This window comes from Lacinutrix undariae (genome assembly GCF_052934785.1).
This window is the reverse complement of record NZ_CM128809.1, coordinates 1,679,055-1,702,044: the sequence shown is the minus strand read 5'-3', so window position 1 is coordinate 1,702,044 and position 22,990 is coordinate 1,679,055. Positions and strand designations below refer to the sequence as shown.

Annotated in this window: 20 protein-coding genes and 1 tRNA gene; 4 read left to right on the top strand and 17 right to left on the bottom strand. The window is 33.8% G+C overall.

Going from position 1 to position 22,990, the window contains the following annotated elements:
* The first annotated feature begins 24 nt into the window (after positions 1-24).
* Both ACU4C5_RS07570 and ACU4C5_RS07565 read left to right on the top strand, forming a co-directional pair.
* On the top strand, positions 25-666 hold the full coding sequence (locus ACU4C5_RS07570; protein WP_446843586.1) for a DUF6266 family protein: 642 nt from the start codon (positions 25-27) through the stop codon (positions 664-666).
* A 338-nt stretch (positions 667-1,004) separates the two neighbouring features.
* Positions 1,005-1,376 (top strand): hypothetical protein, encoded by a 372-nt coding sequence (locus ACU4C5_RS07565; RefSeq protein WP_446843585.1) that lies wholly within the window; start codon positions 1,005-1,007, stop codon positions 1,374-1,376.
* Positions 1,377-1,849: 473 nt separating this feature from the next.
* On the opposite strand, the gene ACU4C5_RS07560 is transcribed toward ACU4C5_RS07565, so the two are convergent.
* The 15 genes from ACU4C5_RS07560 to mraZ all read right to left on the bottom strand — a co-directional run bounded on the left by ACU4C5_RS07560 (position 1,850) and on the right by mraZ (position 17,990).
* Positions 1,850-1,923 (bottom strand) — tRNA-Arg (locus ACU4C5_RS07560).
* A 37-nt stretch (positions 1,924-1,960) separates the two neighbouring features.
* Entirely contained in the window at positions 1,961-2,410 is a 450-nt protein-coding gene (locus ACU4C5_RS07555) for a GatB/YqeY domain-containing protein (protein ID WP_446843584.1), read from the bottom strand.
* A gap of 163 nt (positions 2,411-2,573) precedes the next feature.
* Positions 2,574-4,520, bottom strand: coding sequence for a cell division protein FtsZ (gene ftsZ, locus ACU4C5_RS07550; RefSeq protein WP_446843583.1), 1,947 nt, complete (start codon positions 4,518-4,520; stop codon positions 2,574-2,576).
* Positions 4,521-4,577: 57 nt separating this feature from the next.
* A complete protein-coding gene (ftsA, locus tag ACU4C5_RS07545) occupies positions 4,578-5,927 on the bottom strand; it encodes a cell division protein FtsA (RefSeq protein ID WP_446843582.1) in 1,350 nt (449 codons plus the stop codon).
* Between the two features lie 3 nt (positions 5,928-5,930).
* The gene (locus tag ACU4C5_RS07540) at positions 5,931-6,650 is read right to left on the bottom strand and encodes a cell division protein FtsQ/DivIB (protein WP_446843581.1); all 720 of its coding nucleotides are present in this window, start codon (positions 6,648-6,650) and stop codon (positions 5,931-5,933) included.
* On the bottom strand, positions 6,640-7,992 hold the full coding sequence (murC, locus tag ACU4C5_RS07535; RefSeq protein WP_446843580.1) for a UDP-N-acetylmuramate--L-alanine ligase: 1,353 nt from the start codon (positions 7,990-7,992) through the stop codon (positions 6,640-6,642). Before murC ends, ACU4C5_RS07540 begins: the two co-directional genes overlap by 11 nt.
* On the bottom strand, positions 7,993-9,087 hold the full coding sequence (gene murG, locus ACU4C5_RS07530; RefSeq protein WP_446843579.1) for an undecaprenyldiphospho-muramoylpentapeptide beta-N-acetylglucosaminyltransferase: 1,095 nt from the start codon (positions 9,085-9,087) through the stop codon (positions 7,993-7,995).
* Positions 9,087-10,277, bottom strand: a complete 1,191-nt coding sequence (locus ACU4C5_RS07525) for an FtsW/RodA/SpoVE family cell cycle protein (protein WP_446843578.1) — start codon at positions 10,275-10,277, stop codon at positions 9,087-9,089. The genes murG and ACU4C5_RS07525 overlap by 1 nt, the downstream gene beginning before the upstream one ends.
* Positions 10,277-11,608: a UDP-N-acetylmuramoyl-L-alanine--D-glutamate ligase gene (murD, locus tag ACU4C5_RS07520; protein ID WP_446843577.1), complete on the bottom strand. Its 1,332-nt coding sequence runs from the start codon at positions 11,606-11,608 to the stop codon at positions 10,277-10,279. Before murD ends, ACU4C5_RS07525 begins: the two co-directional genes overlap by 1 nt.
* A gap of 2 nt (positions 11,609-11,610) precedes the next feature.
* Positions 11,611-12,852, bottom strand: a complete 1,242-nt coding sequence (mraY, locus tag ACU4C5_RS07515; RefSeq protein ID WP_446843576.1) for a phospho-N-acetylmuramoyl-pentapeptide-transferase — start codon at positions 12,850-12,852, stop codon at positions 11,611-11,613.
* Position 12,853: 1 nt separating this feature from the next.
* Positions 12,854-14,317, bottom strand: a complete 1,464-nt coding sequence (locus tag ACU4C5_RS07510; protein ID WP_446843575.1) for a UDP-N-acetylmuramoyl-L-alanyl-D-glutamate--2,6-diaminopimelate ligase — start codon at positions 14,315-14,317, stop codon at positions 12,854-12,856.
* Positions 14,317-16,266, bottom strand: coding sequence for a PASTA domain-containing penicillin-binding protein (locus tag ACU4C5_RS07505; RefSeq protein ID WP_446846439.1), 1,950 nt, complete (start codon positions 16,264-16,266; stop codon positions 14,317-14,319). Before ACU4C5_RS07505 ends, ACU4C5_RS07510 begins: the two co-directional genes overlap by 1 nt.
* 56 nt (positions 16,267-16,322) lie before the next feature.
* Positions 16,323-16,640: an FtsL-like putative cell division protein gene (locus ACU4C5_RS07500; RefSeq protein WP_446843574.1), complete on the bottom strand. Its 318-nt coding sequence runs from the start codon at positions 16,638-16,640 to the stop codon at positions 16,323-16,325.
* A complete protein-coding gene (gene rsmH / locus ACU4C5_RS07495) occupies positions 16,637-17,533 on the bottom strand; it encodes a 16S rRNA (cytosine(1402)-N(4))-methyltransferase RsmH (RefSeq protein ID WP_446843573.1) in 897 nt (298 codons plus the stop codon). Before rsmH ends, ACU4C5_RS07500 begins: the two co-directional genes overlap by 4 nt.
* Positions 17,520-17,990 carry a division/cell wall cluster transcriptional repressor MraZ gene (gene mraZ / locus ACU4C5_RS07490; RefSeq protein ID WP_446843572.1) on the bottom strand — a complete coding sequence of 157 codons (471 nt, stop codon included), beginning with the start codon at positions 17,988-17,990 and terminating at the stop codon, positions 17,520-17,522. The genes rsmH and mraZ overlap by 14 nt, the downstream gene beginning before the upstream one ends.
* A gap of 299 nt (positions 17,991-18,289) precedes the next feature.
* On the opposite strand from mraZ, the gene ACU4C5_RS07485 reads away from it, so the two are divergent.
* Complete coding sequence (locus ACU4C5_RS07485; RefSeq protein WP_446843571.1) at positions 18,290-19,054, top strand: alpha/beta fold hydrolase; 765 nt, start codon at positions 18,290-18,292, stop codon at positions 19,052-19,054.
* A 15-nt stretch (positions 19,055-19,069) separates the two neighbouring features.
* Complete coding sequence (gene yihA, locus ACU4C5_RS07480) at positions 19,070-19,687, top strand: ribosome biogenesis GTP-binding protein YihA/YsxC (protein ID WP_446843570.1); 618 nt, start codon at positions 19,070-19,072, stop codon at positions 19,685-19,687.
* 5 nt (positions 19,688-19,692) lie between these two features.
* Here yihA and ACU4C5_RS07475 read toward each other — a convergent pair whose 3' ends face one another.
* Entirely contained in the window at positions 19,693-20,787 is a 1,095-nt protein-coding gene (locus ACU4C5_RS07475) for an ABC transporter permease (RefSeq protein ID WP_446843569.1), read from the bottom strand.
* 5 nt (positions 20,788-20,792) lie between these two features.
* A complete protein-coding gene (locus tag ACU4C5_RS07470; protein WP_446846438.1) occupies positions 20,793-22,943 on the bottom strand; it encodes a carboxy terminal-processing peptidase in 2,151 nt (716 codons plus the stop codon).
* Between the last annotated feature and the right edge of the window lie 47 nt (positions 22,944-22,990).

Here is a 22,990-nt window from a genome sequence, read left to right as displayed (position 1 = left end):
TATTAATTTTAAATTTAAATAGTAATGGGTAAAATTGCACAGGGAATTTTAGGAGGGTTATCAGGAAAAGTAGGTAACGTAATTGGTGGTAGTTGGAAAGGTATTGATTATTTAAGAATCAAGCCATCAAGCGTGGCGAATCCACGAACAGAAGGACAAGTAAATCAACGTAATAAATTTACTATTACATTGGAGTACTTGCAAGCAAACAAAGGCTTTATTAAAATTGGTTATAAGGCATTTGCGAACAAGAAAACGGAGTTTAATGCTGCAATGTCTTACGTGTTGAATAATGCAGTAGGAGGTATTGCACCAAACTTTACGGTAGATTATGCTAATGCTTTATTAAGTAGAGGTTCATTATCTGGAGCATTAAATGCAACAACAGATTTAGCAACAGCAGGACAAGTTTCTTTTGCTTGGGATGATAACTCTGCTGAAGGTAATGCAAACCTAACAGATAAATCAATGGTATTGGTTTACAACCCAAGTAAAAAAGAATCGATGTACATTTTAGACGGTGCTGATAGAACAGTAGGTTCTCAAGTAGTTACAATACCAAACACCTATGCAGGTGATACAGTAGAGCTGTTTATGGCATTTGTTTCTGCTGATGGAACACAAGTATCAAACAGCGTGTATTTAGGCTCTGGTACGGCAGCTTAATAACTTTAAGCATAAATACATTCAAAAAGAAACCGTTACAGTATATTTGTAACGGTTTTTTTATGCTTATAGATCACTATATTTTCTTCTCTATTTTACAGTTTAAAAAGTTTTACCTATGTTGTACCTTTTTTAATTAATTCTTGTTTAAGTCAATAAAATCAATACATACAAAGTGTTATCTACACAACACCGTGTATAATTAATTGCTTGGTCACTGCCGACTTACGAACATTCCTGCGGAATATTCTATCTGTAATTTATTTGCTAAATTAGTTGCTTAACCAAGCAACTAACCATACACAAAACCGTTGGCACTAATAACGCGAAAAATAAGAATGAATAAATTATATACCACAATTATTACATTTGGAATAATAGCGGAAATTACTATTCTAATCTTTTTCAGTAAGAAAATTGCTGCTTGTGGACCTATAATATTTTGGGCTATAGGGCTATTTGGATTACTGAATTATGGAATGAACATTCACAAACTGTCTGTTTCTGTTAATAGGACAAAACCTGAACTTTATAAAAAACATAGTTTCGGAACAATGTTAACTCGAAATGCATTTTCAGACAATGAATTTTTGGGTGCATTGAACGAAGTAGAAAAGAAATTAATAGATAATAACAAAACCATATTTAAATTTCTATTTCTATGTTTTGGTCTTTTTGTAATCTCTATAATCCTAATCTTATTAAAGTAAAACAGTAAGTTATATAAATAATAATAGATATGAAAAATCCCTTATGATTTCGCTTAAACAAAGCATGAAATCCGAATAGTATGCAAAAAAAAATAATCAAATTCTGAATTTAAAAGTGTTGAAATAAAACGTCGGAATTGAATACTCACTCAACTCTTGAATTTTACTCAGTCGGAATTTCAACAAGTTTGTGCAATCTGAACTGAATAAAAAATTGAGCCACTTTCGGAATTAACGCTTCTTATTCAAGAAGACTTGAATGTATAAAGCTGCTGTTCCATCCTCCTTTATGTAATCATCTTTAATAATTACTTTCTTAGTAAAGTTCCCAGTATTTTTCTTTGGGTAGTTCTTTGGGTAGTTTAATTCAAATATTTCTTTCGTTTAAAAAACAAAAAAACCACTTAAAACACAACCAAACAGAAAGTTAAGGGTATTCCCCAAACTTTCCGCCTGAATATTTTTTAACTTAGTGACCGCGAAGGGATTCGAACCCCCAACCCTCAGAGCCGAAATCTGATATTCTATCCAGTTGAACTACGCAGCCTTAATTCCTGAAAAGACAGGAATCTTTAATCATATATTTAAGACAATTTCGCTTTTACAATAGTCGAAATAGTTTTACCATCGGTTTTACCGGCTAATTGTTGATTAACAAGCCCCATAACTTTACCCATATCTTTCATACCTTCTGCTCCTACTTGAGCAATAGTAGCCACAACAACTGCTTCAACAGCGGCTTCACTTAATTGTTCTGGTAAAAACTGACTGATAATTGCTGCTTGTGCTAATTCTGGCTCTGCTAAATCTTCACGGTTTTGTTCTGAGAAAATAGAAGCACTATCCTTACGTTGTTTTACAAGCTTTGATAATATTTTTATTTCTTGGTCTTCGCTAATCTCTTCTTTAGTGCCTGTTTCAGTTTGAGCTAATAATAACTCAGACTTCACAGCTCTTAAAGCTGCTAAAGCGGTTTGATCTTTAGCTTTCATTGCTGCTTTCATAGCAGTCATAATATCTTGTTGTAAACTCATAACTTAAAATCTTGGTTGTATGCGCCAAATATACTAAGAAATTTAAGATTCTTTACGGACAACATATAACTATTATGCCTTGTAATTTTTAATTATATAAAAAAAAGACACCCGAGAAACTCAATGAGTAACTCGGGTGTATAAATTAATAGTGATATAGTGTTTAATCTACATTATCATGTAAATATGAATTATTTCTTCTTAATTGAATATCATCATTATCATCGGTTCCTACAGACAATCTTGATGCAGATGTATCTGAAGAATGCGGAGTATTATCTAAACTTAATCCTTGTCTTTTATAAGCGGGTTGACGTTCAATCTCATCAATTTTTGCGGTATTAAACTTGTAATTAAAGTCTTTCATTTTACGACGACGCTCATCGGCTCTTTCTTTTAATAATTCAGAAAGTGGCGTGTGCATAGGATCAATCTCTTGACTTGGACTGTCATCAACAGGTGCTGCGGCCACTGTTTTTCTTTCAAAAACAATAGCTTCCTCAACCTCTTCAATCTCCTCTACCGCTTCAACAGGTGCTTTTTGCTCTAAAACAGAAGATTCAACCTCCATATAATCACCTAAAGCATAACGTTTTTCGTTAGTACCGCTAACTTGAGCTTGAGGGGCTGTAGTCACTTCTACAGGATCATTAACTTCAATAGCATGAACACCTTCATTCAAATTGAAATGCGTTTTAGCGTCTGTTTTTGGCGCTTGTACTTCTGAAATTGGCGCGTTTATAGGCATATCAAAAGTTAAGGTAATTTGTTCTTCTTGTTCAACAGGAGTTTCAACATGTCCTGGCGCATCATCTACTGAAGTAATAACAAAATCATCCTCTTCAGCAACTTCTTTACTATTTAAAACCTCATCATACGCTACATCTATACCTTTAAGTGATGCTGATGTTGGTATAATATCCATCACCGTTTGAGCTTCTGCTTTTGGTGTATCATCTAACGATAAAGTATGACGTACAACCTCTGAGGCTGGTGCTGTAGGTACAGCAACTGCTTTATGTGTTGGCGCAGGGTTATGTATGCTTACATTTTTTACTTTTCCAATCTCGTTTTCTAAAGAGTGAACGACTTTTACAGCTTCGGTATTAGAAATTTCATCTTGCTGATCTAAATCAAAACCCGTAGCTATGATTGTTACAGAAATAGCATCTTCTAAGGTATCATCATCACCAACTCCCATAATAATATTAGCACTATGACCTGCTTCATTTTGAATGTGATCATTAATTTCACCAATCTCATCGATAGTAATTTCAAGAGGTCCAGAAACGATAAGCAACAGTACGTTTTTGGCTCCAGTAATTTTATTATCGTTTAATAATGGTGAATCTAAAGCATTCTTAATCGCTTCAGCAGCTCTAGTTTCTCCTGACGCTGTAGCAGACCCCATAATAGCAGTACCGCTATTACTTAATACGGTCTTAGCATCACGTAAATCAATATTTTGTGTATAGTGATGTGTAATAACTTCTGCTATACCTCGAGAAGCGGTAGCTAAAACTTCATCTGCTTTTGAGAAGCCTGCTTTAAAACCTAAATTACCATAAACTTCTCTTAATTTGTTATTGTTTATAACAACTAACGAGTCAACATGGCTACGTAATTTCTCAATTCCTTGTTGTGCTTGTCCATTACGAGTACGTCCTTCAAACTGAAACGGCATAGTAACAATACCTACAGTTAAAATATCCATCTCTTTGGCCATTTTAGCTATAACTGGCGCTGCACCTGTACCGGTACCTCCTCCCATTCCTGCTGTGATAAATACCATTTTGGTATTAGTATCCAACATACGTCTTATATCTTCTCTACTCTCCAAAGCGGCTTGCTCTCCCACTTCTGGGTTTGCTCCTGCTCCTAATCCTTCGGTTAGGTTAACTCCTAATTGAATTTTATTTGGAACGCTACTACTTTGTAACGCTTGAGAGTCTGTATTACAGACTACAAAATCTACTCCTTTTATCCCTTGCGAGAACATGTGGTTAATAGCGTTACTACCACCTCCACCAACACCTATCACCTTAATGACGTTAGACTGGTTTTTTGGTAAATCGAATGCAATATTCCCTAATTCGTTATTGTTGCTCATAATTAGTTCTTTACTGATTTATATATTTTAATCTTACTTATTCTTTTTATTATACTCTTATTCTGCGTTGTCTAAGAAATCTTTAACACCTTGTGTTAGCTTCTCTAAAAAGGTGAGCTTAGGTGCTTTCTTTTTAACGTTCTCAGGTGCCGGTTCAACGGTCTCTGGGGGCGTTTCAACAAGGTGAGGGGCTTCTTCAACTTCTGGAACTTCTTCAACAACCGCTTCTTTAACACATTCACGCTCTTGACGTTTAATATCGTCCATAACTAAACCTACGGCTGTAGCGTATAACGGACTTGCAATCTCTTCGTCACTATTACCTGCAAGATGCTCATTAGGAAACCCTATTCGAGTATCCATTCCTGTGATATATTCTACAAGTTGTTTTAAATGTTTAAGCTGTGCGCCTCCTCCGGTTAAAACAATTCCTCCTATTAATTTTTTCTTCTGTTCTTCGTGTCCGTAGTTTTTTATTTCTACAAAAACTTGCTCTACAATTTCTCTAACACGGGCATGTATGATCATTGATAGATTTTTCAACGTAATCTCTTTTGGATCTCTACCGCGTAATCCTGGAATAGATACAATCTCATTATCTTTATTTTCTCCAGGCCATGCTGAACCAAATTTAACCTTTAATAATTCGGCTTGTCGTTCAATAATTGAACAACCTTCTTTAATATCATCAGTAATCACATTTCCTCCAAAAGGAATCACTGCAGTATGACGAATTATACCATCTTTAAAAATGGCTAAGTCTGTGGTTCCTCCTCCTATATCAATTAAAGCAATACCGGCTTCTTTTTCTTCTTGACTTAGTACGGCATTTGCAGATGCTAAAGGCTCTAAGGTAATACCTCCTAATTTTAAACCAGAACTAATCACACAGCGCCCTATATTTCTTATTGATGGTATTTGCCCAACAACAATATGAAAATTGGCTTCCAAACGTCCTCCATACATTCCAATAGGTTCTTTTATTTCACCTTGACCATCTATTTTATATTCTTGTGGTAAAACATGAATAATTTCTTCTCCTGGTAACATTACCAATTTATGAACTTGATTGATTAAAGTTTCAATATCACTTTCATCAATCACCATTTCAGAATTTGAACGGGTCACATAATCATTATGTTGTAAACTGCGTATATGCTGACCTGCAATACCTACAGTGACACATTCTATTTTTAAACCAGCTTCTTCTTCAGCTTGTTGTACAGCTTGTTGGATGGATTGTATAGTTTGTGTGATATTATTAACCACCCCGCGGTGTACACCCAAACTTTTAGATTTTCCAACGCCTAATATTTCGGCTTTTCCATATTCATTTTCACGACCAATCATCGCCACAATTTTTGTGGTTCCAATGTCTAATCCTACTGAAATCTTATTATTTTCCATCCCTTACTTTTTTGTACAGATAACCTGGTTATCAAACTTCAAATTCACTACACTGTAACTATCCAATGTTTTATCTTTATAAGCTTTTTGGTAAAAAGCTTTAAGATTATTTATTTTCTTATCTAACAGATTTAAAGACCCTAAGTGGATATTAAAATCATGTAATCTAAATTTCAAATCAATCGTTGCATTTTCATTTTGATGAATCTCTACAACATGTGAATTTAAAAACGCATCATCGGCTACTTTTTGAGCAATTTGATATACGTTTTTTAAATCATTTTTCAATACAGATCCTGTAACCAAAGGCACTCTAGCTGTATAGTTTTTTGATAGCGGCATTGCGCCCCCATCTCTATCAATATAATAAGAAGCATTAGTACGCACTCTTGCGATAGGTTGCTTTTGTTCAACCTCTGCAACAATGTTTCCTGTAACACTCAGATACACTTGCGCTTGCTTAATTATCGCGTTAGAATTTAAGGCGTTCTCTAAACCGTACAAATCTATAATATCTTTCCGTTTATTAGCAACTGTTTCTTGACTTTGTATCAACAATTTACTAACAGCTTCATGCGTAATAAATAAGTTATCCTCACCTACAAAATTCACTATAGGTTTTGATACTTTTCTTACTGAATTTCTAGCTGACGAAAAAGCATAAAGAAACACTACTAATACAAGTAGTAATCCAATTTTTATATAGCTCCAGTTAAGCTTCAATTTGTAACGCGTCTTTTATTAATTTTACTTCTACTCCAATATCTCCTGCACCCATAATTAATATAATTGGTGCATCTGATTTTTTTATTTCTGAAATCAATTCAGCTTTCTGAACCAATTTCTTAGACTCTAAAGTCATTTTATCTAATAACAATTGCGCATCTACTCCTGCAATTGGCAATTCTCTTGCGGGATAAATATCTAACAGCAATACACTATCAAAACACGATAATTGTGCTGCAAATTCATCGGCAAAATCGCGTGTTCTAGTATACAAGTGTGGCTGAAATACGGCTAACACTTTTTTACCTGGATACATCTCTCTTACAGCTTGATGTACGGCTTTTAGTTCTTCTGGATGATGTGCATAATCATCAATTAGCACAAGATCTTCTGTTTTTATATGATAGGTAAATCGTCGTTTAACTCCTTTGTAAGATGCTAATGCATCAACAAGCTGCTCAGAAGAGCAACCATACTCTAAAGCCATGGCCAATGCAATTAATGCATTAGACAAGTTATGTCTACCAGGTAGGTTAAATTTGAATCCTTTAAGAACAGTATATGGTGTTTTGACATCAAACACATAAGTCCCGTCTTCTATTTTTATATTTTGTACTGAATAATCAGCATCATCTTCTATACCGTAAGTAATTCCCTGCAAAGGCAATCCGTTTTTAACAAACAGTTTTCCGTTAGGTTTTATACGTTTTGAGAACTCTACAAACGACTTCTCAAGTTCTTCAGCTTCACCGTAAATATCCAAGTGGTCTGCATCCATTGAGGTGATGCATGCCAAATCGGGCGACAAAGTTAAGAACGATCTATCAAATTCATCGGCTTCTACTACAGAAACTTTGGTACCATTTAAAATTAAATTAGAATCATAATTCTGACTAATTCCTCCTAAAAATGCAGTAACCTCTTCATTACATACATACAACAAGTGTCCTAAAATACTTGTAGTAGTTGTTTTTCCATGTGTACCCGCAACTGCCAAACAATACGTGTGTTTAGTAATTGCGCCTAAAACCTCCGATCGCTTTAAAACACTGAACCCATGAGTCTTAAAATAATTAAGCTGAACATGCGTATTTGGTACCGCTGGTGTATATACGACTAAAGTCTCCGAAGGGATCATAAAGTCTGAATCAATTGCAGAAATAGCGTCAATAAAACCTACAGATATTCCCAAATCCTCAAGAGAATTTGTGATTTCGGTAGCTGTTTTATCATAACCAGATACACGCTTTTGGTTGGCCTTAAAATAACGCGCCAAAGCACTCATCCCGATACCTCCAATGCCTATAAAATAAACGTTATGTATATGATTTAAATTCATTTATTTCTGCACTAATTTTTCGACTTCGTTTACAATATCTTTTGTGGCATTTACCAAGGCTAATTTCTTGATGTTTGCACCTAACTCTTTTTGTTTTTCAACAGAATTAATAAGTTCTGAAAATTGATTTTCAAAATCAACATCTAAATCTGCTTCCTTAATTAATAAGGCTGCATTTTTTGAGCTCACTGCCAAGGCATTCTTAGTTTGATGATCTTCAGAAACATTTGGTGAAGGAATAAAAATAACTGGTTTCCCCACCACACATAACTCTGATACCGAACTTGCTCCTGCGCGTGATATAATCACATCGGCAGCAGAATACGCCATATCCATAGTATTTAAAAACGGATATACCTGTACGTTTTCCAAGGCATTGTATGTTTTATATTGATTATAATACAGTTTTCCGCATTGCCATATAATTTGCACATTTTGCGCATGTATAAAATCTAATTCTTTTTCTATAAGCTCATTAATACGTTTAGATCCCAAACTACCTCCTAAAACTAAAAGGGTGTATTTACCATGACGCAACTTATAATTGTCTTTGGCTAAAATTTGTTTGTCATCTAACTCTAATAAATCTTGACGTATTGGATTACCTGTTTTTATTAATTTTTCCTTCGGAAAAAAACGTTCCAAACCATCATACGCGACACAAATAGTATCTACTTTTCGACCTAAGATCTTATTAGTAATCCCTGGAAACGAATTTTGCTCCTGTATCAAACTAGGTATCCCTTTTGATGTTGCCATTTGCAATAATGGACCACTAGCAAAACCGCCTGTACCAATAACAACATCGGGTTTAAAGCTTTTTATAATTTTACGAGCACGTAATAATGAACAGAGCAACTTAAATGGAAACACTAAATTTTTAAGTGTTAATTTTCGTTGAATTCCAGAAATCCATAAACCTTCAATTTCATAACCTGCTTCTGGAACTTTTTCCATTTCCATACGGTCTTTTGCTCCTACAAATAAAAATTCAGCATCAGGATAACGCAATTTTAATTCGTTCGCAATAGCAATTGCAGGATAGATATGTCCTCCTGTACCGCCACCAGATAATATAATTTTATAATTACTCATTAAATTGTTTCACTTAAAATTTCTAAAGGATTATCATCCACATGTTCCTGTTCCTTAATCTCTTCACGTTTAGCACTTACACTAAGGATAATCCCTATAGATAAACAAGTCATCCATATAGATGTTCCTCCACTACTTATAAGCGGTAAAGTTTGCCCCGTTACTGGAAATAACTCTACGGCAACCGCCATATTTATTAAAGCCTGAAATACAATGGGTAATCCCACTCCTAACACTAATAATTTACCAAATACAGTATCTGCCTTTTGAGAGACAATAACAATTCGGAATAAAAACCAAGAATAGAGTATCAATAAACAGACACCACCTATTAACCCGTATTCTTCTATAATAATGGCGAAAATAAAATCGGAAGATGACTGCGGCAAAAAGTTCTTCTGAACACTTTTCCCTGGACCTACACCTTTTATTCCACCTGAAGCAATAGCTATTTTTGCTTTTTCAATTTGATAATCTGCATCAGTATCTGCTCCATTTGAAAAGTTTTCAATACGACTCATCCAAGTATCCACACGATTTGGCATAGCATCAGGAAAGGCTTTAGCGACCAAGATAAACATCAATAACGCAACAATACCTGAGCTTATAATAACAGCCAAATATTTTAAGGGATAACCCCCTATAAACGCTAACATCATCACCATAGTAAAAATGATGGCTGTTGTTGAAAAGTTGGCTGGTAAAATTAAAATCAGCACAAAAAATACAGGAAGCCACAAAAATATTACCGTCTCTTTAAAAGAAACTTTTTGTTCATATATTTTAGACAAATACCTTGCCACATATACCATTAACACTACAGAAGCTAAAGTAGAAGTCTGAAAAGATACACCTACTACAGGGATACGTATCCAACGACTCGCATTTGCACCAGCAATTGTGGTACCTTGAAACATAGTAATAACCAACAACACCACCACCACTGGAATCATCACCATTGAAATACCTCTAAAATAACGATAAGGCACTTTGTGAATACCATAAATAAGTGCAAATCCTAAAATTAAATGCACTAAATGTTTTATTAAAAACGAAAAAGCACCACTGCCCCCAATGTTAGCCAAGTTACTGGCTGCACTGTAAACCGGAAGGAATGAAAATATCGCCAATAGCGCCACAATAGCCCATATTAGTCGATCTCCTTTTATGTTTTCAATAATCTTTTTCATTATAACTGTCTTACAGCATCTTTAAATTGACGCCCTCTATCTTCGTAATTTTCAAATAAATCAAAACTTGCACATGCCGGAGATAACAATACATTATCACCTGAATCTGCTAATTTATATGCCATTTGCACAGCTTCACTCATAGATTGAGTTTCCTTAATAACATCAACCATTGAGCTAAAATTTTCTAATAACTTTGTATTATCTGTTCCTAAACAAATAATAGCTTTCACTTTTTCGTTTACAAACTGAAACAACTCGCTATAAGCATTTCCTTTATCTACACCACCAACAATCCAAACCGTTGGCGCATCCATACTTTCTAAAGCGAAATAAGTTGCATTAACATTCGTTGCTTTAGAATCGTTTATATACAACACCTTATTTATTTTAAGGACATGCTCTAAGCGATGCTCAACACCTTGAAAGCTCTGTAAACTCTCTCTTATCGTTTGCTTTCTAATTCTAAGCAAATGAGAAACAGTAGACGCTGCCATGGCATTTTTTATATTATGTTTGCCCTCTAGAGCAATATCTTTTGTTGGCATAATAATTTGATTATTATCAATTGTTATTTTAATGTTATCCTGGTCCAAACACGCACCGTTTTCAATAGGTTTTTCTAATGAAAATGGTAATAATGTTGATTGAACTGGATATCGTTTTAACCAATCTGTGATAACAACATCGTCGCCATCAAAAATTAAATAATCGCTACTAGTTTGAGCCATTGCAATTCTGAATTTTGAAGCAACATATTGCTCAAAATCATAATTATAACGATCTAAATGATCTGGTGTAATATTTGTAATCACCGCAATATGTGGTTTAAAATCAACACAGCCATCTAACTGAAAACTGCTAATCTCTAACACATAATTATCGTAATTCTCTTCTAAAACCTGTTTCGCAAAACTATCGCCAATATTTCCTGCTAATCCAACATGAAGTTGCTGCTTTAAAATATGATGCGTTAGTGTAGCAGTAGTAGTTTTCCCATTACTACCCGTAATACCCACTAAGGTTGCTTTTGTAAATTTTGAAGCAAATTCAATCTCTGAAATTACAGGGATTTTTTCTGCTAATATTTTTTGAACTAAAGCAACTTTATCAGGAATACCAGGACTTTTCATTACCAAGTCAGCATTTAAGATTTTACTCTCTGTATGCTGTGCTTCTTCCCATTCAATCTCATTCTGTATAAGAACGTTTTTATACGTTTCTTTTATTTTTTTATTATCTGAAACAAACACATCGTATCCTTCCGATTTTCCTAAAAGTGCTGTACCAACACCACTCTCTCCGCCTCCTAGAATTACAAGTCGTTTCATTTCTATCTAATTTTCAAGGTCACAATTGTTAAAATCGCAAGTAAAATTCCTACAATCCAAAAACGGGTTACAATCTTACTTTCGTGATATCCTGATTTTTGATAATGGTGATGTAACGGCGACATCTTAAAAATGCGTCGTCCTTCACCAAATTTCTTCTTTGTGTATTTAAAATAACTCACCTGCATTACTACCGATAAGTTTTCTGCTAAGAAAATTCCGCATAACACAGGAATTAACCACTCTTTACGAACCGCAATAGCAATTACCGCAATAATACCTCCAATAGTTAAACTTCCGGTATCACCCATAAACACTTGTGCGGGATAAGTATTATACCAAAGAAAACCTATTAATGCCCCTACAAAAGCAGCAATATAAATAGTAATTTCCTCTACCCTTGGGATATACATAATATCGAGATAATCTGAAAAAATGATATTTCCAGATACCCAAGCAAAAATCCCTAAAGTAAACACAATAATTGCCGATGTTCCTGCGGCTAAACCATCTATTCCATCGGTTAGATTTGCGCCATTAGAAACAGCTGTAATAATAAATATGGTGGCTAGGATAAAAATTACCCATGCGTATTTTTCTAAATCCGGACTGATCCATGTAATTAAATCGGCATAATCAAACTCATTACCTTTCATAAATGGAATGGTTGTTTTAGTCGATTTTTTTTCAACATCAAATAATGCTGAAGATGATGCATTAGGATTTTCTGCTAAAATTTCTTGCTGTTGTGCTATTGGCAATTGCTCTTTAAGCGTTACATCATCATGAAAAAACAAAGTAGCGCCTACAATAAGCCCTAAACCAACTTGACCAAGTACTTTAAAACGTCCTTTTAAACCTTCTTTATCATTTTTGAATTTCTTAATGTAATCATCCAAAAACCCAATTGCTCCCATCCAAAGTGTGGTTACAATCAATAATATGATATATATGTTTTCTAATTTCGCTAATAACAATACAGGAATTAAAGTTGCTAGAATAATAATTACCCCTCCCATTGTTGGTGTTCCTGCTTTTTCAACCTGACCTTCTAAGCCTAAATCTCTAATGGTTTCTCCAACTTGTTGTTTTTGTAGAAATCTAATAATTCTTTTTCCGAAGATGGTAGAAATTAATAACGACAAAATAATAGCCACAGCTGCTCTAAAGGTTAAAAACCCAAAAAGTGATGCTCCTGGCAATTGATAATGTTGTTCTAAATATTCAAATAAGTAATATAACATCCTACTTCTGTAATTGTTTTAGTAATTCTTGTACTGTTTTATAATCATCAAAATCAAAACGTTCGCCGTTAATTTCTTGATAATTTTCATGTCCTTTTCCTGCAATAAGAATAATATCATTAGGCTGCGCCAACTGACATGCTGTTTTTATGGCTTGCAATCTATTTGTAATAGATAATACTTTATTAAAATTTTGAGGCTCTACACCTTTCTCTATAGCTTCAATAATGGTTTCAGGAGTTTCACTACGCGGATTATCACTTGTAAAAATCACCTTAGTACTTAAAGCCGAAGCAATATGCCCCATTTTTGGTCGCTTTGTTGTATCGCGATCACCACCACATCCTACAACGGTAATTAGTGCTTCGTTTTTAGTTCGAATAGCATTAATCGTTTCTAATACATTTTTCAATGCATCGGGTGTATGTGCATAATCAACTATAGCGGTAATTTTTTTATCTGAAACTATGTATTGAAAGCGACCACTCACACTTTCTAACTCGCTTATTAAACGTAAATTTTCAACATTTTCTAATCCTAATAATTCTGCTGTAGCATAAATTGCTAATAGATTATAAGCGTTAAAAGTTCCTATTAATCGAGACCAAACCTCATGATCATTCAGTTTTAAAAGTAAACCTCCAAACTGATTTTCTAAAATTTGTGCTTTATAATTAGCATACGTTTTTAAAGCGTATGTATATGTTTTCGCCTTAGTGTTTTGCAACATTATAGCGCCATTTTTATCGTCACTATTTACCAAAGCAAATGCTGTTTTTGGTAACTGATCGAAAAAACGTTTTTTGACATCTCTATATTCAGCAAACGAACTATGATAATCTAAATGATCATGTGATAGGTTTGTAAAAATCCCACCTTCAAAATGTAATCCTTCGGTTCTATTTTGATGAATTCCATGTGAACTCACTTCCATAAAACAAAACTCAACACCTGCGGCGTTCATTTCGCTTAAATATTTATTTATAGTTAAAGAATCAGGCGTGGTATGATACGTCTTAAATTCTTTATCATCAATCATTATTTTTACGGTAGACAACAACCCTACTTTATATCCTGCTTTTTTAAACTGCTGATATAATAATGTAGATACCGTTGTTTTTCCGTTAGTTCCAGTAACTCCAACAAGTTTTAAATTCTCAGAAGGGTTACCATAAAAATTAGCTGCCATAAATGCTAAAGCACGACTAGCATCTTCAACTTCTATGTAAGTAATACCATCTTTTAAAACTTCAGGATTTTGCTCACAAACAATTACCGAAGCACCACTTGAAATAGCGGTTTCAATATAATTATGCCCATCAACAACAGTTCCTTTTATAGCTACAAAAACAGTATGAGCAGCAACACGTCTCGAATCAAATTCGATAGCATTTATCTTAACAGCTGTAGTTCCTACAACTGCATTGATTTCAACCTTATATAATATGTTTTTTAACGTAATCATTATATATCTAAAACTATGGTTTGATTTCTTTTGACTTTAACGCCTCTATGTATAGACTGTTTCTTTATAACGCCTACACCATCTACTTCAACTTTTAAGCCCATGTTTTCTAACAAAGCCAGAGCATCCATTGTAGGCATTCCTACAACACTCGGCATAATAGTTTTGTGTTTTTCGGCTAAATCATAATACACATCAAAATCTTTTTCGGTAGTTGCATCTGCAAACTCTAAAGTTTCTACCTCATCAATTAATGGCGTATCTGTAAATATTTTTTGTGCAATTTTCTTGAATACGGGTCCAGAAACATCTGCGCCATAATAGCCTTTTTTTGTACTTGGCTTATGAATCACTACAATACAAGAATACTTAGCATTTTCTGCCGGAAAATACCCTGCAAAAGACGATACATAACGCTTGTTTGCTTTCCAATCCTTCATCCAATACTCCGTTTGTGCTGTTCCTGTTTTTCCTGCCATAGAAAATGTTTCAGAATACAACGAACGCCCCGTACCTCTTACTACGGCATTTTTAAGAATTTCCTGAATTTCATTCAATGTTTTATCTGAACAAATTTTAGGCTCAATCACTTCTTTTTCAAATACTTTTATCTGTTTATCAAATTCTTTAACCTCTTTTATAAAGCGTGGTTTTACCATTTCGCCATTATTAGCAATAGCATTATAAAACGTCAAGGTCTGCAATGGAGTCAAACTTAAATTATACCCATACGCCATTGAAGGCAATGCATTTTTACTCCATTTTTTATCTCCTGGCTCCGGAATATCAGGAATTCCTTCTCCAATAATTGAAATCCCGATAGGCGTAGTAAGATGCCAACTTTTTAAACGATCGATAAATTTATTTGGGTTTTCAGAATAATGATCATCTATAATAGTTGCCAATCCAATATTTGAGGACACCTCTAAACTTCGTGCTGCAGAAATCTTTCCGAAACCTCCTCGTTTTGAATCATAAATTTTTCGTCTATAAAATGTCTTAACACCTTTTTTAGTATCTACAACAGTTGATGTATCAATAACACCATCTTCCAATGCTGCCATAAGCGCCATTACTTTAAAAGTTGACCCCGGTTCATGACTTTCGCCAACCGCATAATTTAAACGTTCATAATAATGCCCTTTTGAATTTCTCCCTAAGTTTGAAATCGCTTTAATCTCTCCTGTAGCGACTTCCATTACCACTACACAACCATGTTCGGCTTCATAATATTCTAACTGTCCTAATAATGCATGATGCGCAATATCCTGAACATTAACATCAATTGTTGTATACACATCGTAACCATCTTTAGGATCTACTTCATTATGATCGGTGATAGGTTTCCATTGTCCTTTTCCTATTTTTTGTTTCCAACGATACCCATTTACGCCTCGCAAATAATCAGCTCCAAAAGCACCATCAATTCCAGGACGTGTTACATTACCATCTTCATCAATACGCTCATAACCAATAGTACGTTGAGCAATCCCACCCATTGGATGTTCTCGTCGTGTAGTTTGCTCCACAATTAATCCACCCTTATAAGCACCAAGCTTCAGTAAAGGAAAATTCCTTAATCTTATATAATCCGAATAGCTAATATCACGAGCTATCAAATGATACCTACTTTTATTAATTCGTGCTCTACGTATATTTTTCTCGTAAGCCCTCGCTGATTTCCCTGTGTATTTTGATAAAGAATCACTTAGTGCCTTTATATGCATTTCAAAAGTTGAATTTGTAGCCTGCACAGCATCCAAACGAATATCATACTTAGGAATAGACGTCGCTAACAAACTTCCATCTGCAGAATACACATTACCTCTATTTGCTTGAATTTCGAAATTTTTTATATTACGTTCTTCAGCTAATGCACGGTAAGCATCACCTTGAATAAATTGTATAACCAACAACTTAACCACCACGGCGATGGCAAAGACAAACATACTTCCAGCTACGAAGTACAATCTATTTAATATGTTGTTTCCTGGGTTAGACAAGGTTATTTATTCGATTTTATTTTTATTTTTTTTGGTGGTATCACTGAAGGCACCACTTCTAAAGGTTTCATTTTATTAACAATAGACGACTCCATTTTAAGTCGCATTAATTTTGAACGTCCATCCACAAACGCAGATCTTAATTCTTTGACTTCATTTCCTAATCGCGCAATATCATACACTTTTCTATCTACACTATGAGAGCTCGCAATCATAACGATAGCTAAAACTGAAATAAAAATGATCACAGTCCAACTTTTCCCCGAAGCTTCATCGGTTAAAAACGCGCCTTTTAAAAACTCAAAGTTTAGTTTTTTCATAGCTTTTCTGCGATTCTTAATTTTGCGCTTCGCGCTCTATTATTTAGTTTAATTTCTTCTCTTGAAGGCACAATTAAACCACCAACTTTCTTAAGCGGCACATCAAAGTTTCCAAACATATCACGTTCAGGCTCGCCTTCAAACATCCCATTTCTTATAAAACGTTTCACCAACCTATCTTCCAATGAGTGGTAAGAAATAAAACTTAAACGTCCTTTTTCAACTAATAACTCTGGAGTTTGTAATAACAATTCTTTAAGTACTTCAATTTCTTGATTCACTTCAATTCTAATCGCTTGATAAATTTGCGCTAAAACTTTATTTTCTTTTTTATGTTGTAAAAAGCGTTTCAATACTTCTTTTAACTGCTCACTAGTTTTTAATTCGCCTTCTTTTCTAGCTTCAACAATTACACTTGCCATAGTATTTGCTTGACGTAATTCGCCATATTGCCATAATACTTGTGCAATTTGTGCTTCATCATAATCATTAACCACATTATAAGCTGAAATGATTCCTGTTTGATTCATTCGCATATCCAAATCAGCTTCAAAGCGCGTAGAAAAACCACGTTCGGCAACATCAAATTGATGAGACGACACTCCAAAATCTGCTAAAATTCCATCAACAGCTTTTACACCGTGAAATCTTAAAAAGCGTTTTATAAATCTAAAATTCTCATTAATCAATGTAAATCTAGGATCATCAATAGCGTTTGAAAGTGCATCTAAATCTTGATCAAAAGCAAACAAACGTCCGTTTTCCCCTAGTCGGCTTAATATTTCTTTACTATGTCCACCACCACCAAAAGTGACATCAACATACACACCATCGGGTTTAATATTTAAACCGTCAACTGTTTCTTTTAATAATACTGGATTATGATATTCCATAGTCGTCATCGTCTTGTCCCATTACTTCTTCAGCTAAATCAGCAAAATCGCCTGTAGCATCATCAATAGCTTGTTCGTATTTTTCTTTATCCCAAATTTCAAGAATATTTACTGCAGAAGAGACCACAATTTCTTTTGTGATTCCTGAAAACGCAATAAGATCCTTCGGAATTAAAAGTCGCCCAGTAGCATCTACCTCAACTACTTTAACACCAGCTGTAAATCGTCTTATAAAATCGTTATTTTTCTTTTTAAATCGATTTAATTTGTTAATATCTTTCATAAGCACCTCCCATTCAGCCATTGGATATAACTCCAAACATGGTTGAAAAACGGCTCTTTTTAAAACAAATCCATTCTGCAACGCTGGAGCCAACTGCTTTTTTAAAGCAGCAGGAAGCATCAAACGCCCCTTGGCGTCTACCTTGCATTCATAAGATCCTATTAAAGCGTTCAAAATGATTATTTTATATTACTAACGATTACATTTCAAAGATATTGAAAATAATACCACTTTTTACCACTTTACACCACTTTGTTAATAAGTTTTTGATTTCAATAAATTTCACAGCTCAAAACCTTTAATAGTAACAAAAAATAAATAGCTAAAAATCAGCATTTTGAAGTTTTCTATTTTTTCAAAAAAAACACGAATCAAAGCAATCTTAAAAGTATTTAAAGTAGAGGGCCAAAAAAACCATAAAATAGGAATGATTTACCTATATTTGTTGACAATGATTTACGATTAAATAGTACATGAAACACCTTTTAAAAACAGAAAATAACTATAATTACATTGAAGTAGGAGAAGGTAAACCTATAATAGTTTTACACGGATTGATGGGCGGATTGAGTAATTTTGAAGCTGTTACAAATTTTTTTAGCACAAAAGGTTACAAAGTTATTATTCCTCAATTACCAATATACTCAATGTCTTTACTGAAGACAAATGTTAAAGCTTTTGCTAAATATCTTCATGATTTTATTGAATATAAAGAGTTAGATGATGTCATTTTACTTGGAAACTCTTTAGGAGGTCACATTGGTTTGTATCACACCAAGTTATTTCCAGAGAAAGTAAAAGCATTAATAATTACAGGAAGTTCAGGATTATATGAAAGCGCAATGGGAGGTGGATACACCAAACGTAGCGACTATGAAGTTATCAAAAAGAAAGCTCAAGATGTATTTTATGATCCAGAAATAGCTACTAAAGAAATTGTTGATGAAGTTTACGAAACAGTAAACGACAGGAACAAATTGATAAAAACTGTTGCGATAGCAAAAAGTGCTATACGTCATAATATGGCTAAAGATTTACCTAAAATGACACAACCAACGTGTATTATTTGGGGTAAAAATGACACCGTAACTCCACCAGAAGTTGGCGTTGAATTTAACGAACTTTTACCGGATTCAGATTTATTTTGGATTGACAAATGCGGACACGCAGCAATGATGGAACACCCAGAAGAGTTCAATACCATTTTAAATAAATGGCTTACTGAAAGAAATTTTTAATACCCACACTACACCATGCTAATTAAAACTGCTGAATTTATTATAAGCAATTCTGAGGTTACCAAATGCCCAAAAGATCAGATTCCTGAATATGCTTTTATTGGACGAAGTAACGTTGGAAAATCATCGTTAATTAACATGCTAACTAATCATAAAAGTTTAGCAAAAACTTCTGGACGACCAGGAAAAACACAATTGATTAATCACTTTTCAATTAACAAAGAGTGGTTTTTAGTGGATTTACCAGGATATGGTTATGCGCGTGTTTCAAAAAGTGCAAAAAAGAAATTTCAAAAATTTATTACTAATTATTTCGAAAAAAGAACACAGTTAGTTTCTGCTTTTGTGCTTGTAGATATTCGTCATAAACCACAAAGTATTGATTTAGAATTTATGGAATGGCTTGGAGAACACCAAATTCCGTTTTCAATGATTTTCACTAAAGCTGATAAGTTAAAACCTAAAGCTATTGAGAAACATGTTGAAGATTACGCTGCCGAAATGCTAAAAAGCTGGGAAGAGATGCCAAATTATTTTGTAACCTCGTCTAGTAAAGCAATTGGTAGAGATGAAGTTTTACAATATATAGATGATACTAATATTGAAATTAGCGCGTTAAAGAAAACAATTTAATAGTGTTAGTTTTTAACATCTAAAGCATCCCTTAGCGCATTTCCGATAAGCATAAAGGCCATTACTAAAATCATAATACATACTCCAGGAATCATTGCCAAATAAGGCTTTCCTAAGATAATGTAATTATAATGATCTTTAATCATTGCTCCCCAACTTGCCATTGGAGGTTGTGCTCCTATACCCAAAAAACTTAAACCACTTTCAATTAATATTGCTGCGGCAAAGTTAGCCGCAGATATGACTATAATTGGCGCCATAATATTAGGTAAAATATGTTTGGCTATGATTCTGAAATGCGTGTAACCTAACGCTTTTGCTGCGGTTACATATTGCATTTCTTTTACACTTATAATCTGTCCTCTTACTACTCTTGCAACTTCTACCCACATAGTAATTCCAACGGCAATAAAAACTTGCCAAAAGCCTTTTCCTAAAACTAAGGTAATTGCAATAACTAATAATAAGGTAGGTATAGACCAAGTTACATTAATAATCCACATTACTACAGCATCTACTTTTCCGCCAAAATATCCAGCGAGACTCCCCATAAATATCCCAAGGATTAATGAGATAAAAACAGCTACAAAACCTATAAAAAAAGAGATTCGGGAACCTACAACAACACGACTTAGTAAATCACGCCCGTATTTATCAGTTCCAAATAAAAAAGATTTACTAGATATATATGGTGTAACATCATTGTTTGGGAAAACACTTAAAGCAATTGTTTTCTGTAAACCCTCCAAACCTTCACTTGCATATTCTACATACTCTAAAGTTGTATTTGAAACCTGGTAACTTGTAATAGGAATTTCGGTATCACTATTTATAGTTCCAAAAAAAGTTTTAGAGAAAAAAGACTGTTCATTAATAATTTGAGAAGGTACGGTTAACATCTGTACGTTAAAACCAGGACTTTTAGAGTGGATAGACAGATGCATTTGATTTGCGTTTTGCGAGTTATCTGGCGCGATAACGTAAGCAAAAACAGCTACCAATCCAATACAGATAATCATCCCCAAACTTAAAACGCCCCAAAAGTTCTTTTTAAACTTTTGGAGCGCTAATTGTGATAATGAATTGCTTTTTTTAGCCATTTATATTATTCCTTAACTGCAGATACTGTTTCTTGTTTTACAGTGTAAGTTGTGTTTAAATCATTTAAAACATTAACAGCTTCTTCCATGTACACATCTTTACTTAAACTCGTGTGCCAACGGTCTCTTTTTTGTTTTAATACAGAATCTTGAGCCATTAATTTGTTTTCATAGTTTAACGACTTGTATGTTAAGTTTGTTTTATATTCTGAAATTTTATCAAAACGCTTAGCCTCTTCTTCATTAACTGTTAAAGATGCTTTATAGTCTGAGTAGTTTAAAGAATATTCGTTTTTATCTCTAATTTTCTTTAACCATTGTGCATTGGCATCAATTAGTTTTAACTGTTCATTATTAGCCATACGCGCTTTACTTTTGGCAATCGTACCGTCATAATCATAAGAACTTTCCCAAGTACTATATTCAACAGCATCAATTTTATCCCAAGCTAATGGGTTTTCTTGATCTTTTTCACCAATATCAATATAGCTATAACGATCTGGAACAACAACATCACTTTTTACACCTTCTAGTTGTGTAGATCCACCATTAATACGATAAAACTTTTGAGTTGTAAATTTTAAAGCACCCATATCTCCGTTAGAGTTATTCTGAACCATACGGTTAAGATCTAATACATTTTGAACGGTTCCTTTTCCGTAGGTTTGTTTACTTCCAATGATAATTCCACGTTTATAATCTTGCATTGCTGCAGCTAAAATTTCAGAAGCAGATGCCGAAAGTTCATTAACAAGAATAACTAAAGGCCCGTTCCAAACTACAGATTTATCACGATCATTTAAAATTTCTTTAGGTTCTCCAGCAGTTTTAACTTGTACAACTGGGCCATCTTCAATAAATAATCCTGCCATATCTACAACTGTTTGCAGAGATCCACCACCATTATTTCTTAAATCTAATACCAATCCTTCCATACCTTCTTCCTTCAATCTTAAAATTTCTTTTTTGATATCTGAAGCGGCATTACGTTTGTTATAATTTTCAAAATCAACATAAAACTTAGGTAAGTTAATAACTCCAAAAGTTTTATCTTCTTTAACTACGATTGATGATTTTGCATATGTTTCTTCAAGTTCAACAATATCTCGTGTAATACTTACGTCTTCAATAGTACCGTCTACTTTTTTCAAAGTTAAAATGACATCTGTTCCTTTAGGACCTTTTATAAATTTAATAGCATCATCTAAACGCATACCAACAACACTTACAGCTTCTGGCTCATCACCTTGTCTTACTTTAAGAATTTGATCACCAACTTCAAGTTCATTTTGTCTCCATGCTGGACCACCACTAATAATTTCGTTAACAAGAATTCCATCCATTTTCTTTTGAAGTCTTGCGCCGATACCTTCAAAGTTACCAGACATAGCGACGTCAAAACGGTCTTTATCTTCTGGTGCAAAATAGAATGTATGCGGATCAAACTCTTCTACAATAGCATTGATATATACTGAAAACCAATCTTTACGTTGGCGATCATTAATATAATCATATAATTCGTTAAGTGAATTTTGAGTGGTTTCTCTAGCTTCTTCTTCAATTGCTTTTAGTGATTTCTTTTTAAATTTCACCTCACTATTTTCAGCAGCATTTTTTTCGTCTGTATTTTGAGTTTCAATTAAATCGTCATAATTTGCTATCGTTGAGAATTTAAGTTGTTGTCTCCAACGTTCTTTCATTTCTTTTTTAGAACTCACATATTCTAGATCTTCGTAATCTGCTAAAAAGGCTTCCTTTTTAGAAAAATCAAACGAATGTTTCAAAACCTCTTTATAAAGTACTTGAGATTCTTCAATACGTTTTAATAAACGATTATGTGTTAAGTTGAAAAATGCTAAATCGTAAGTTTTTATTTGATCATCTATTTGATCTTTATAAGCTGCAAACTCTTCGATATCTGAAGCATAAAAATAGCGTTTAAAAGGATCTAACTGATCTAGATAATCATTAAAAACATGTTCAGAAAAATCATCATTAATATCCTTCGGACTAAAATGACCTTGTTCTAAAACATAGCTAATTAACTGTATTAATAAACGGTCTTTATCTGGATCTTCAAATTTCTTTGATGTAAAACTACAAGACGCAAATGCAAGCATTAAAACGAGTAGTAAAATTTTATAATTCCTTTTCATAATATCTTTCATATTTTCAGCTAAAGTGGGGAAACCTTAAATGGCAG

Excerpts from the sequence above, each read along its gene's own strand:
- ACU4C5_RS07525 (WP_446843578.1), bottom strand. The coding sequence starts at position 10,277 with ATGAAAAAGATTATTGAAAACATAAAAGGAGATCGACTAATATGGGCT.
- ACU4C5_RS07485 (WP_446843571.1), top strand. The coding sequence starts at position 18,290 with ATGAAACACCTTTTAAAAACAGAAAATAACTATAATTACATTGAAGTA.
- rsmH (WP_446843573.1), bottom strand. The coding sequence starts at position 17,533 with ATGGAATATCATAATCCAGTATTATTAAAAGAAACAGTTGACGGTTTA.
- ACU4C5_RS07555 (WP_446843584.1), bottom strand. The coding sequence starts at position 2,410 with ATGAGTTTACAACAAGATATTATGACTGCTATGAAAGCAGCAATGAAA.
- ftsA (WP_446843582.1), bottom strand. The coding sequence starts at position 5,927 with ATGGAAAATAATAAGATTTCAGTAGGATTAGACATTGGAACCACAAAA.
- murD (WP_446843577.1), bottom strand. The coding sequence starts at position 11,608 with ATGAAACGACTTGTAATTCTAGGAGGCGGAGAGAGTGGTGTTGGTACA.
- ACU4C5_RS07570 (WP_446843586.1), top strand. The coding sequence starts at position 25 with ATGGGTAAAATTGCACAGGGAATTTTAGGAGGGTTATCAGGAAAAGTA.
- mraY (WP_446843576.1), bottom strand. The coding sequence starts at position 12,852 with ATGTTATATTACTTATTTGAATATTTAGAACAACATTATCAATTGCCA.
- ACU4C5_RS07510 (WP_446843575.1), bottom strand. The coding sequence starts at position 14,317 with ATGATTACGTTAAAAAACATATTATATAAGGTTGAAATCAATGCAGTT.
- ACU4C5_RS07500 (WP_446843574.1), bottom strand. The coding sequence starts at position 16,640 with ATGAAAAAACTAAACTTTGAGTTTTTAAAAGGCGCGTTTTTAACCGAT.
- ftsZ (WP_446843583.1), bottom strand. The coding sequence starts at position 4,520 with ATGAGCAACAATAACGAATTAGGGAATATTGCATTCGATTTACCAAAA.
- ACU4C5_RS07565 (WP_446843585.1), top strand. The coding sequence starts at position 1,005 with ATGAATAAATTATATACCACAATTATTACATTTGGAATAATAGCGGAA.
- murG (WP_446843579.1), bottom strand. The coding sequence starts at position 9,087 with ATGAGTAATTATAAAATTATATTATCTGGTGGCGGTACAGGAGGACAT.
- ACU4C5_RS07475 (WP_446843569.1), bottom strand. The coding sequence starts at position 20,787 with ATGGCTAAAAAAAGCAATTCATTATCACAATTAGCGCTCCAAAAGTTT.
- ACU4C5_RS07505 (WP_446846439.1), bottom strand. The coding sequence starts at position 16,266 with ATGTTTGTCTTTGCCATCGCCGTGGTGGTTAAGTTGTTGGTTATACAA.
- yihA (WP_446843570.1), top strand. The coding sequence starts at position 19,070 with ATGCTAATTAAAACTGCTGAATTTATTATAAGCAATTCTGAGGTTACC.
- ACU4C5_RS07470 (WP_446846438.1), bottom strand. The coding sequence starts at position 22,943 with ATGAAAAGGAATTATAAAATTTTACTACTCGTTTTAATGCTTGCATTT.
- murC (WP_446843580.1), bottom strand. The coding sequence starts at position 7,992 with ATGAATTTAAATCATATACATAACGTTTATTTTATAGGCATTGGAGGT.